This is a genomic window from Arthrobacter sp. TJ-58, from assembly GCF_058269295.1.
Window position 1 is genome coordinate 478225 of record NZ_JBZCNM010000001.1, and the last position, 11166, is coordinate 489390.

Genomic DNA, 11166 nt, shown 5'->3' on the forward strand with positions numbered 1-11166 from the left:
AGGTTCGATCCGAACAGAAAGCAGTGCGGTGCTAGATAAATCAACTCTCCAGGCGGTGGCCGACGAGCTGCTCGAGGCCAAGCGGACCCGAACTCCGGTGCCGCTGCTGACCGCCCGCTATCCCGATATGACCATCGAGGATTCCTACGCGGTGCAGAACCTCTGGGCGGACCGGCTGCTGGCCTCCGGCCGCCGGCTGGCCGGGCACAAGATCGGCCTGACGTCCAAGGCCATGCAGGCCGCCACCGGCATCACGGAACCGGACTACGGCATCATCCTCGATGACATGGTGCTGGAAAACGGCGCCACCCTGGACTGGGATTCCTACACGCATCCCCGGATCGAGGTGGAGCTGGCCTTTGTTCTGGGCAAGCCGCTGGCCGGCCCGCACTGCACAATCTTCGACGTCCTGGACGCCACGGACTACGTGGTGCCGGCGCTGGAGATCCTGGACTCCCGGATCGAGATGGAGGGCCGGAGCATCGTGGACACCATCGCCGACAACGCCGCGATGGGTGCCATGGTGGTGGGCGGCAACCCGGTGAAGGCCGCCGACGTCGACCTCCGCTGGGTCTCGGCCCTGCTCTACCGCAACCAGGGCATCGAGGAAACCGGCGTTGCCGCCGGGGTGCTGAACCACCCCGCCGCCGGCGTGTACTGGCTGGCCAACAAGCTGGCCGCGCACAACACGTCGCTGCAGGCCGGGGAAATCATCCTCGCCGGATCGTTCACCCGGCCCATGTGGGTCTACAAGGGCGACACCGTGTACGCAGACTACGGACCGTTGGGAACCATCACATGCCGCTTCGAGTAACCCCCGAGGAAACCTTCGCCGCCAGGATCGCCGCCCGCGGCCGGCAGACCGGCATGTGGGTCTGCTCCGGCAGCCCGCTGGTCGCCGAGATCTGCGCCGGCTCCGGACTGGACTGGCTGCTGATTGACGCCGAGCACAGCCCCAACGGGCTGGAATCCCTGCTCGCCCAGCTGCAGGCCGTGCACGGTTACCCGGTGGCCCCGGTGGTGCGTCCGCCGTCGGGCGATCCGGTGCTGCTCAAGCAGTATCTGGACCTGGGCGTGCAGAACCTGCTGATCCCCATGGTGGACACCCCGGAGCAGGCCGCGGATCTGGTCCGCGCCGTCCGGTATCCGCCGCAGGGCATCCGCGGGGTGGGCAGTGCCCTGGCCCGCGCGTCGCGCTGGAACCGGACTGACGGCTACCTGCAGAATGCCGCTGACACCCTCACCCTGCTGGTGCAGATTGAAACTGTTACGGCCGTGGACAACGTGGCGGCCATTGCCGCCGTCGACGGAGTGGACGGACTGTTCATCGGCCCGTCCGACCTCGCCGCCTCCATGGGCCTGCTGGGCCAGCAGGCCCACCCGGACGTGGTGGCCGCCGTCGAGCACTGCATCCGCGAGATCAAGGCCGCCGGCAAACCGGTGGGCGTGAACGCGTTCGCCGAGGCCACCGCCCGGCGGTACATCGCTGCCGGCGTCGACTTTCTCCTGGTGGGCGCCGACGTCGCGCTCCTGGCCCGGGGGAGCGAGACCCTGGCCGCCACCTATATTTCCGCCGCGGACGACGACGCCCGCGCGAGTTACTGACAAGGATTTCCATGGCTGTTGCCGCTGGCAGTTCCGCTATATCCAGGCAACGGGCACCCTTGGTCACGTCGTTCATGTGACGTATTACCAAATCCGGGAACTTTGTGCGGCTGCCGCGATGACATTTCGACCACACCGGTTGAATCCGCCTGCTCAACGATGAGCGTGCCCGTTGCGGCACACTACCCGGTGGCCGGTTCGCGGCCTGGCCTCAGTCGATGGCGGCGTTGTAGGCCGTTTCGAACGCGTCGCTCTGAATGAGGGTGCGGCCCTCGGAGCTATCCATGGCCTTTGGAACTCGGGGCATGGCCTCCTCGGCGTTTTTATCCACCGTCCACTGCCGTGCCGGGCCAGGCTCCAGAGATTCACGCCCCATAACGATCACCTGCGGGTCGCCGTCTACAAACGCCTCAATGGCGATCACGTAGAGACCGGTCTCGGGGTCTTGAACGGCAGCTGCGTTGCCGCCGCGGACTACGCCTGGCTCGTTGGCCAGCATTCCTTCGGTAATCACAGCCGGGACAGGCTCGATGACTTCCAACGGGACCTCATCGGGGGTTGCAGTCTCGGTGACCTCCGGTGCGGTTTCCTGGGTGACCGTCACCTCGGGTTCCGGAGCCGGATCGGGAGCCTCCCCGCCGATGGCGGTGGCCACGCCGCCCACAAGGATGAGGGCAGCAACACCGGACGCGATCTTCTGCTTGCGGGTGAGACGGGACAATGTTGATTTCACGCCGTCAAACTTCATGGTTTAGTCTGTTCCTCCTCTCTTCCTCTGCTGTTAATTTTATCGCCGTCACGTGTCGTAGGCCATAGAGAAATAGACCAGCCGGGGCTGGACAGCGGGCAGTGAGGGTTCTGAGATCGTCCGCACACATCTCCTGTGACAGAGAAAAGATGCCAGAGAAAGGACCCCGGCACGGAAAGCCCCTGCACGGAAGAAGGCGGGGGCTTTCTTCTTGCCCGGTGAGCACTAGATCCTATTCGCGCTCCGAGCCGGCTACGTGGACGGCGACGCCAAACTCCTTCCCACACTGGATATGGGTGAATGCGCCCCGTCAGGCACGGCTGGTCAAACCTTCAGCCTCAAGGCCCTGGTATAAATCCACGGCGTATACGCAGTTTGATCTCTATTACCGGACGGGTACGGGAAGCCGGCCTGAGGGCTTCCACAGCCTGGACCCAGGGAAGCTGGACATCGCCGCCCTTGCCCGCTGGCGCAACTGCGGCGGGTTTCGGACTGAACTTGTTCAGCAACGGAGTCCTGATCACCGACGACAACTCTTTGACCGTCATTCAACAGGGTTTGCTCCGGCGGATGGGGGCACAGTCGCGCCCTTTGCTGGGCGAATGCGCCAAGACACGTCTCGATGGACCCCCGTCACCACCGAGCGGTTGTTGTTGCGCCGCATCATGGGCACTTACCACGGTGCAACCGTCCGCATCCATACGGATCCGAGGACCACCAGGTACAACCGGAAGCCCCCCACCATTGAGAAGGCTGAAAAACTTCTGAAGTTCTTCCTTGGCCACAGAAACCGGGAAGGTTTTGGCTATTGGGCAGTGGCGGAACGGCCACACCTGGAGACTGTCATCGGGTTCACCGGGCTGCACCGGGCAGTGGTTGTCTGCACGGAGGTTCTGAACCTGTACTACAACTACGATCCGTCCGTTTGGGGGCGGGGTTATGCCACTGAAGGAGCTAGGGAAGCGGTGCTCCGGGGCAGGGAATTGCTGCCTGAACTGCCTGTGCTGGTCAGTATGTCGGACCGGAATCTTGCCTCTGCGAGAACAGCCCAGGCCGCGGACCGCGCTGGCGGCAGGCCTGCAGCGGAACCCCGCGCTGGACCGGCAGATCGGACGGACAGCGGATATCTACTTCACCCTCGGCTGGCCGGCCCCGGCACGGCAGGAGAGCCCCGGAGCAGCCCCATACCGTTGACCGGGGCTGATGTGCTGCCGGACAGTTGAGCCATGCCTTTCAACGCCGCACCGCTGTGGGACGCGCTGGCCGGAACCGTCAGCTCGGGCAAATATCCGGGCCTGGTCGCGGGGGTGCGGATCAACGGCGAGACCGAAGTCTTCGCCACCGGTTTCCTGGGCACCGAGTCTACGGCGCCCATGGCTGAGGACACTCCTTTCCGCATCGCGTCGCTGAGCAAGCCGATGGGCGGAGCGCTGGCCCTGAGCCTGGTGGCGGACGGGAAGCTGGGACTGGACGACGACGTCGCCCGCTGGCTTCCAACGCTGGCGGCACCGCGCGTACTGGCCACCCCGGATGCACCGCTGTCAGTGACCGTTCCGGCACGCGGCCCGATCACCGTCCGTCACCTGCTCACCTTCACCGCGGGCCTTGGCATCGACTTCGGGGCAACCCCGTATGCGGCGGCGACGCGGGAGCTTTTATGGGGTCCGAATCCGCCGGACCTGCCGCCGGAAGAATATCTCTCGCGGCTCGGGCAGCTGCCCCTGGCGCATCAGCCCGGGGAACGGTGGATGTACCACGCCAGCGCCGACGTCCTCTCGGTCCTGCTCCCGGCCGTCGCGCTTGATCCGCTCGGCCAGCTGTTCGAGGAGCGGATCAGCGGGCCGCTGGGGCTGGCCGGCACCGGTTTCCCCACCGGCCGCGAGGAGTTTCCGGTCCAGTATGAAGCGGCCGACGGCGGACTGCGCGAGGCCGTGTCCTACCGCGACGCCCTGGCCGCGCCTCCGGTGTTCGAGTCCCTGGCCGGCGGACTGGTGTCCACCGTTCCGGACTACCTCACCTTCCTGTCCGCACTGGCCGACGACCAACTGCTTCCGGCCGCGCTACGGGAGATGATGACCAGCGACCAGCTCACCGGACCGCAGCGCGCCGGGATGATGGAGATGGCCGGCCCCGACGAATCCTGGGGCTTCATGACGGCGGTGCAGGTCGGCGTCGGCGAGCCGTGGTCCGAACCCGGCATGTGGGGCTGGTCCGGGGGCTCGGGGGTTTGCGCAGCGGTGTACCCGAACGGTGACATGGGCGTGGTCTTCACCCAGCGCTTCCTCAACGGACCACGGGACAACTTCGATTTCTTCTGGGAACCCTTCGGCGCGCTTCGGGACAGCGCCCGGCCGTGAAGTCCGGCTCCGTCCGGACAGGCATCCCATCCGGTGGCGGCACCGGCGCCTGAGGCGTTGAACCTGTTGCCGGTCCCGGGGATTTGCTAGCGTCTTGCCGCAGGGATTCGGCACCGCATGCGGCGGAACAGAGATGAAGGCAGAGCCATGGTCACTGTAAAAAACCTTGATGGGGAAGCCTTATGGGCGTTGGCCCACAGCGAGCGGGCAGCACTTGCGGAGGATCTCGCCGGTCTCACGGAGGACCAATGGCAGCACCGCAGTTTGTGCGGAGACTGGACGGTTGAGCAGGTCCTGGCCCACCTGACGGCGGCAGCCAGCCTCAATCAGCGGCAGTGGCTGCGGAGCATGGCGGCGTCACGGTTCCGTCCGGAGGTCCACAACCAGCGCAGGCTTGCGCAGCATCTGGGAGCCGACCCCTCGGAAACTCTCCAGCGCTTCCGGGCAGTCATCAGCAGCACCACCGCACCGTCCGCCCACACCGCGGCGTATCTGGGAGAAGTGGTGGTCCATGCCCAGGACATCCGCCAGCCCCTGGGCCTGCTCCGGCCGCCGGGCCTTGAAGCACTCGCGGCCGTGGCGGCGTTCTTCGTCACCCGGGACTTCACGGTTCCCAGCCGGACCTATTCCACGGGGCTCCAGCTGAGGGCCACCGATGGTTCCTTCACCGCCGGCTACGGGCTGCTGGTCACCGGGCCACTGCTTGCCCTGGTCATGAGCATTGCCGGCCGTACCGCATATCTGGATGACCTCGGTGGGCCCGGTGCCCCAACACTGCGGGCACGCGTTCAGCGTGCCGGCGCCGGATCCGTTGCCCAGTAAGCCAGTACGAGCTCGGTCAGGAGAACGCCCCAGGCTGGTGAACCGCTCCAGAGACACATGCCCGCTCACCTTAAGCGTCGAGCGAACTGGCAGCGGAAAACGACAGGCTAACGGATGGCAGCAGCAATCACTTCGGACACAATCCTGGGATTGGTAACGTCATATGTACTCCTTCCTCCGCCGGGACCTGAGCTGCCGCCACGATGCTGTTCCCGCGCCGAAAGATGAATTCCATCGAGCCCACAGAGCGCAGGAACATCCTCTACCGCTATTCCTCCGCCGGCCTGCACCTGTGGTTTTCCGGCAGCGTAACGGTGCAGCTGTTCCAGTACCCTGACTCCATGACGGCAGGTTGCTGCTCCACCTGACGTGAGTATCCGATCCACCCCCAGAGCACGAAGCGAGTCAATTAGTGTCCGGAGGCAAATACCGTTCTCAATCAGCACATCGACACATCGATGGACGGTGATCTCCACCGCGGGATTCTCCTCGCGTGCTGCTGCGATGAGAACCTGCAGTACCTCGGCATCCAGCGACCGGTCAGCGTCCGCAAGTGCCCCAATCACCACACCGGTAGCGCCGGCGCGGACCGCATAGCGCGTATCTGCAACCATGACTGTGGTTTCTGCCGCAGAATATACGTAGTCTCCTGCCCGCGGGCGGATCAGAACGTGTACGCCGATGCCCACGGCCACCGTCTGCTGAATGGTCGCCAGGGAGGGGGTGAGCCCGCCCAGAGCCAGAGCCGCGCATAGCTCCACACGGTCAGCCCCATTTTCCATGGCTGTTTGTGCACCGGCAGCGTCCTGGACCGCAATTTCGATCCGAGGCCTCATGAAGCATCGGAGGCAACGGATGGATACACAGTTGCGGTCAGATCGGGGTCCGGCATGTCCGTGTCAAACGGGAACATGGGACGGTCAATATTCCGGTGTCCAAGCCGGAGCAGGTCCTGATCCACCCCGCCCGGTGTGAGGGCCAGCTGCCAGTCCGCAGCGAGATCAAACAACTCGGGTTCCAGATAGCCGATTTTGACGACCAGAAGATCGGTATCTGATACGGTTACCCCGGCTGCCGCAAAGTCTGATATCCGATGGTATGGCTTGCGCCGCTCGGTGATGATCGCCTCAACCGAGCCTACCTTGATGACCGCAACGCGTCCGGAAGTTTCATCACCATCCGTTGTACGGACCACCGTGCCGGCCAGTGGGACGGGACCCGAGTGGACGGCATCGACAACGGCACCGGCCGAGATATTGATCTCCGCTCCAGTTCCCGCTGCGTGGCACGCCGCAACGGCGTCGGCGTCGAAGAGTGACGCAAAAACGGTACGCGGCCCGCCGTCTCCGAACCGAGGGTCATTGAGCAGCTGGGTCAGCGTCCAGGTGACGTCTCCTGAGCCTCCGGCCGTCGGGTTGTCACCGGAATCGGACAGCACGTAGGGGCGGGCCGCGTCCGCTCCTAATGCCGCATTCAGGCACTCGTCCAAAGGTGCAGCTGGTGCCACGAAGCTGAAGTCCCGCCGTGCATCCCAGACGCTTTGTGCGAGTTCTGATGCCTTGTGAGCTGCGAGCTCGGCGTCGTCTCCGGTCACGACGACGGAAGCGTAGCAGCGCGGCTCGTCGGCCCATGCGTAACCAATCCAAATGGAGGCATCCACAATGCCGTCTAAAGCCTCGATGCCGGGAATGACCTCATAGATCCGCTTTGCTGGATTCAGCCGGGTTGAGGTCTTCTCACCGGGTAGCAATACCGGGATCCTGACATGCGCCTTCGCTGGTGCGCCTGTACCGTCAGTCAGCCTGACAAGCAAGTTCTTCATGGCGCGCGTTTTCGTTTCCTGCTCATCTTCGTGCGGTGCCATGCGATAACACGTCATCAGATCGCATGCCGCGACGAGTTCCGCCGAAACATTGCCATGCAGGTCCATAGTGGCGGAGACAAGGGTACGCGGCGAACGGGTTCTGACGCTGACCTCGTCCAGCGCCGCGCGTACGGCCGCGGCCAAATCCGCTTCGGCATCCTGTCGGCCCAGGACTGTCATGGCCCCGTGAATGTCGAGAAGGAATCCATCAAACGGTCCTGACGAATGGATCATGTCCACAAGTTCGGTTTTTAGGGTCTCGTATACCTCCGGAAGGACCGCGCCTCCGGGAAGCGACCGGGCATGGATCAACGGGAACCACTCCGCAGACTCGGCTACTTCCGGAGAGTATCCCCTTCCGGCAGACTGCAGTGCTGTATAGCGTGAATGCAGTTGTGCGCCCCTGGTGAAGTTGAACGCCTCGAAACCTGAACGGTGGGGTGAGAAATTCGATGACTCTATAGACATTCCTCCAATACCGATTCGGGGACGCTTGGATTGTGAATTCATGCTGAGGGACTCCTTCGGCGGTACAAGTGTTGATTATCGGGACTTAGACGGCAGCGGGGCGTGTGAGCGGGCCCGGCAGGCTTCTGGCGTTGAGTAGGTGCACGATGGACAGTTCTGCGGCTCCGATTAGCCCTGGCTGGATGCCCGGGCGGGATGCCTCGACGCGTAGCCGGGACGTAACGAGAGGCAGGCAGCGTTCATAGAGCTGGGAGCGCACGGCGGCCACGTAGACATTGGCTGATGAAAGGCCTCCGGCCAGATAAACATCCCCAGGGTTGAAGAAATTAACCACCGTGCTGAGTGCCAAACCAAGCTGCCTGCCGGCTTCACGGACTACTCCATTAGCGGTTGGATCACCGTCGCGTACCTTGTGCAGGACTTCATTGATGTTCTTAACGGCGATACCGGATTCCGAAAGGTCACGGACTATGGCAGCGCCGGAGGCGATCGTCTCCAGGCAGCCGCGATTCCCGCAGGAGCACATCCGATCATTAGCTGCTTCCACTTTGGTATGCGTAATGTCACCGGAAGCGTAGGACGAACCGCGGTATAACTCTCCGCCTGCGATGATCCCCGTACCTATGCCCGTACCGGCCAACACAGTTATTGAGTTCGTCGCGGCGTCGGCCCGGGACAAGAACTCGCCGAGGGCTGCCATATTCGCGTCGTTGTCGGTGACGGTAGGGACAGAGAGAGCACCTTCCAGGAGCGCACCGACATCCTGCCGGTGCCAACCAGGCATCCGAGACGGAGCTATGACCGTTCGGTTTTCTGTGTCCACTGGCCCGGGTAAGCCGATTCCCGCGGCAAGGAGGTCGCCACCGGTGCTGCGGATCAGCGTGTGGACTTCCTGGACCAGCAGATCCACTGTCGCCTCCGGTCCGTCGGCAACATTTACCGCAATCGATGAGGAAGCCAACACGTTCCGAGATAGGTCTGAAAGACCTACGGTTGCGTGTCGAGCGCCTAAGGCGATAACCGCCGTGCGTCCCGAACGATGCGCGATGGACAGAAGGCGCCCGGGCCGGCCGCCGAGCGAGGGAGCCACTCCTTGCTCCTCAATTACTCCGGATGCGATGAGTTCTGTGACTTTCGCCGACACTGTGGAGGGCGCAAGCCCCAGGGACTTCGCTAGGGCCGAACGAGTGGTGGGCTCGACAGAGATTCTGCGGAGTACATCGACGGCGAGATTGCCGACGCTCATGGGTTTCCTTTCGATGGCTACGCACTTTTGCGATGCAGGGACCGCAGATGCTTCTGAAGCCAAAACTCATAAATGCTTAAAAGTTCCCAATATCAACATTGTGCTCTAGATTACACATAGTTCTTCCGAGAACGTAGGTACTTTGTTCGCTATCGAATTAAGTGGATTGTCGGTCACCGACCCGTACAGGAGAAACTCCCATGCCTATAAACCCCAAACGATTGAAAGTGAGCCTGACCGCCGCCTTTGCGGTAGGGACACTGCTGCTCACGGGATGTTCTGAGAGTTCCGGAGGCCAGACGGAAGCCTCCGGGAGTGAAGCGTCACTACCGGCCGGAGTGGACACCTCCGTGGTCAACTACGCACTTCCTCCGAACGCCACACCGAACTGGATCCTGCCGATCGGTACGGCCGGCAAGATGGCAACGCATAATTCCTCCATCACCCAGGCGCTTTGGTCTCCGCTGATGACGTTCGACGGGTCCAAGGGTGAGATGAAGTTGGACCTTGAAACGGGTATTGCAGACAAGATGGAGTATTCCGAGGATGGAACGTCGGTGACTTTCCACCTGCGCGAGATGAACTGGAGCGACGGCACGCCTATTACCACCCGGGACGTCGAATTCTGGTTCAACCTCATTCGAGCGAATAAAGACGCATGGGGTGGCTACAAAGAGGGACGCCTTCCCGACAACATCACGAACATCGATTACACCGATGAGAAAACGTTCACGCTCACCTTTGACAAGGTGTACAACCAAGATTGGCTTTCCTCAACCCAACTCATCAGCATCAAACCCCTGCCGCACCACGCATGGGCTAAGACCGCGGATGACGCTGCTGCAGGCGACGGAGATCGGACGGATGCGGGCGCCAAGGCCATCTTTGAATATCTCGTGACGTCAGCGGAGGATATGTCCTCCTACCCAACGAACCCCCTATGGCAGACCGTTTCCGGCCCCTTTACCTTGGGTGGTTTCGACAACTCTGGAAAAGTCACCTTGGTCAAAAACGATGGCTACAGCGGGAAGGACGCCGCACAGGTCCAGACCGTCAACCTGCTTCCGTTCACCTCTGCGGATGCGGAAGTGAACCTGTTGCGTTCCAAAGGCATCGACTACGGCTACATTCCGACGTCGCTGATGGACCAAAAATCGCAGTTCGAATCAAACGACTATGCCATTGATCCGTGGGAAGGATGGGCAGTTACGTACATGCCCTACAACTTCAATAATCCGGAGATGGGGGACACATTCAAGCAGTTGTACGTGCGACAGGCGCTACAAAGCGCAATCGATCAGGAGACAATTTCGAAGACCGTGTGGAAGGACGGCGCCAACCCGGTCTACGGTCCGGTTCCTCAGGACATTGATTCCTCCTACTTGTCGGATGAGCAGAAAGATAACCCGTACCCCTTTGATATGGACAGGGCCAAGCAACTGTTCGCGAACCATGGGTGGGAAGCTGGTTCTGACGGTGTTTTAGTCTGCGAGGACGCAGGGACCGGTGAAAGTCAGTGTGGCGAAGGTGTGGAATCCGGGACCAAGATGGAACTGACCATGATGGTCCAGTCTGGTTCCGACGAAGCTGATAAGCAGTTTGCTGCAATGCAGTCCTCATTTCGCGACATCGGTGTTGCCGTCACGTTTGACCGCGCTCCGCTCAATACCGTGCTTAATCGGACCGTCCCCTGCGAGCCCGACACTGCGGACTGCTCATGGCAGTTCTCCTACTTTGGTGCCGCCGGCTCCTGGTACTTCCCGGCGTATCCCACAGGGGAACGGATTTTCGCCACGGACGCTTCGGTGAACTTCGGCAACTACTCAAACCCCGAGGCAGACCAGCTGATGAGCGACGCTTTGGAAACGAATGATCCCGCCACCATGCAGAAGTATTCCGCACTTCTGGCGGAAGATCTGCCGGTCATGTGGCTGCCCAACCCCGTGTACCAAGTCTCAGTTATCCGCGACGGACTGACGGGCACCACACAAGACCCAACGGCTAACTTCTTCCCCCAGCGCTGGGGCTGGAACAACTAACCAGTCTGGCCGGACCA

At 62.3% G+C, this 11166-nt stretch carries 10 protein-coding genes; 6 read left to right on the plus strand and 4 right to left on the minus strand.

Going from position 1 to position 11166, the window contains the following annotated elements; genetic code table 11:
• Window positions 1-28 precede the first annotated feature (28 nt).
• Together hpaH and AC4D2W_RS02280 are read left to right on the plus strand one after the other, a co-directional pair.
• Window positions 29-814 carry a 2-oxo-hept-4-ene-1,7-dioate hydratase gene (hpaH, locus tag AC4D2W_RS02275; protein WP_490925289.1) on the plus strand — a complete coding sequence of 262 codons (786 nt, stop codon included), beginning with the start codon at window positions 29-31 and terminating at the stop codon, window positions 812-814.
• A complete protein-coding gene (locus tag AC4D2W_RS02280) occupies window positions 799-1605 on the plus strand; it encodes an HpcH/HpaI aldolase family protein (protein WP_490925290.1) in 807 nt (268 codons plus the stop codon). The genes hpaH and AC4D2W_RS02280 overlap by 16 nt, the downstream gene beginning before the upstream one ends.
• Before the next feature lie 211 nt (window positions 1606-1816).
• Here the strand turns inward: AC4D2W_RS02280 and AC4D2W_RS02285 are convergent, their stop codons facing one another.
• The gene (locus tag AC4D2W_RS02285) at window positions 1817-2353 is read right to left on the minus strand and encodes a hypothetical protein (RefSeq protein ID WP_490925291.1); all 537 of its coding nucleotides are present in this window, start codon (window positions 2351-2353) and stop codon (window positions 1817-1819) included.
• Between the two features lie 602 nt (window positions 2354-2955).
• Between AC4D2W_RS02285 and AC4D2W_RS02290 the strand changes: the two genes are divergently transcribed.
• The 3 genes from AC4D2W_RS02290 (at window position 2956) to AC4D2W_RS02300 (ending at window position 5532) form a co-directional block, all read left to right on the plus strand.
• Entirely contained in the window at window positions 2956-3576 is a 621-nt protein-coding gene (locus AC4D2W_RS02290) for a GNAT family N-acetyltransferase (RefSeq protein WP_490926000.1), read from the plus strand.
• A gap of 3 nt (window positions 3577-3579) precedes the next feature.
• Window positions 3580-4710 (plus strand): serine hydrolase domain-containing protein, encoded by a 1131-nt coding sequence (locus tag AC4D2W_RS02295; protein ID WP_490925292.1) that lies wholly within the window; start codon window positions 3580-3582, stop codon window positions 4708-4710.
• Window positions 4711-4857: 147 nt separating this feature from the next.
• Entirely contained in the window at window positions 4858-5532 is a 675-nt protein-coding gene (locus AC4D2W_RS02300; protein WP_490925293.1) for a maleylpyruvate isomerase family mycothiol-dependent enzyme, read from the plus strand.
• A 107-nt stretch (window positions 5533-5639) separates the two neighbouring features.
• On the opposite strand, the gene AC4D2W_RS02305 is transcribed toward AC4D2W_RS02300, so the two are convergent.
• The 3 genes from AC4D2W_RS02305 to AC4D2W_RS02315 are packed head-to-tail and all read right to left on the minus strand — an operon-like array spanning window position 5640 to window position 9110.
• A complete protein-coding gene (locus AC4D2W_RS02305) occupies window positions 5640-6368 on the minus strand; it encodes a copper homeostasis protein CutC (protein WP_490925294.1) in 729 nt (242 codons plus the stop codon).
• A complete protein-coding gene (locus AC4D2W_RS02310) occupies window positions 6365-7906 on the minus strand; it encodes a M81 family metallopeptidase (RefSeq protein ID WP_490925295.1) in 1542 nt (513 codons plus the stop codon). Before AC4D2W_RS02310 ends, AC4D2W_RS02305 begins: the two co-directional genes overlap by 4 nt.
• A 43-nt stretch (window positions 7907-7949) precedes the next feature.
• Entirely contained in the window at window positions 7950-9110 is a 1161-nt protein-coding gene (locus AC4D2W_RS02315) for an ROK family transcriptional regulator (RefSeq protein WP_490925296.1), read from the minus strand.
• Between the two features lie 200 nt (window positions 9111-9310).
• On the opposite strand from AC4D2W_RS02315, the gene AC4D2W_RS02320 reads away from it, so the two are divergent.
• Window positions 9311-11149: a peptide ABC transporter substrate-binding protein gene (locus AC4D2W_RS02320; RefSeq protein WP_490925297.1), complete on the plus strand. Its 1839-nt coding sequence runs from the start codon at window positions 9311-9313 to the stop codon at window positions 11147-11149.
• The last annotated feature ends 17 nt before the right edge of the window (window positions 11150-11166 follow it).

Coding starts and splice junctions, on each gene's coding strand:
- AC4D2W_RS02280 (WP_490925290.1), top strand. CDS start 799: ATGCCGCTTCGAGTAACCCCCGAGGAAACCTTCGCCGCCAGGATCGCC.
- AC4D2W_RS02285 (WP_490925291.1), bottom strand. CDS start 2,353: ATGAAGTTTGACGGCGTGAAATCAACATTGTCCCGTCTCACCCGCAAG.
- AC4D2W_RS02290 (WP_490926000.1), top strand. CDS start 2,956: ATGCGCCAAGACACGTCTCGATGGACCCCCGTCACCACCGAGCGGTTG.
- AC4D2W_RS02295 (WP_490925292.1), top strand. CDS start 3,580: ATGCCTTTCAACGCCGCACCGCTGTGGGACGCGCTGGCCGGAACCGTC.
- AC4D2W_RS02300 (WP_490925293.1), top strand. CDS start 4,858: ATGGTCACTGTAAAAAACCTTGATGGGGAAGCCTTATGGGCGTTGGCC.
- AC4D2W_RS02305 (WP_490925294.1), bottom strand. CDS start 6,368: ATGAGGCCTCGGATCGAAATTGCGGTCCAGGACGCTGCCGGTGCACAA.
- AC4D2W_RS02310 (WP_490925295.1), bottom strand. CDS start 7,906: ATGAATTCACAATCCAAGCGTCCCCGAATCGGTATTGGAGGAATGTCT.
- AC4D2W_RS02315 (WP_490925296.1), bottom strand. CDS start 9,110: ATGAGCGTCGGCAATCTCGCCGTCGATGTACTCCGCAGAATCTCTGTC.
- AC4D2W_RS02320 (WP_490925297.1), top strand. CDS start 9,311: ATGCCTATAAACCCCAAACGATTGAAAGTGAGCCTGACCGCCGCCTTT.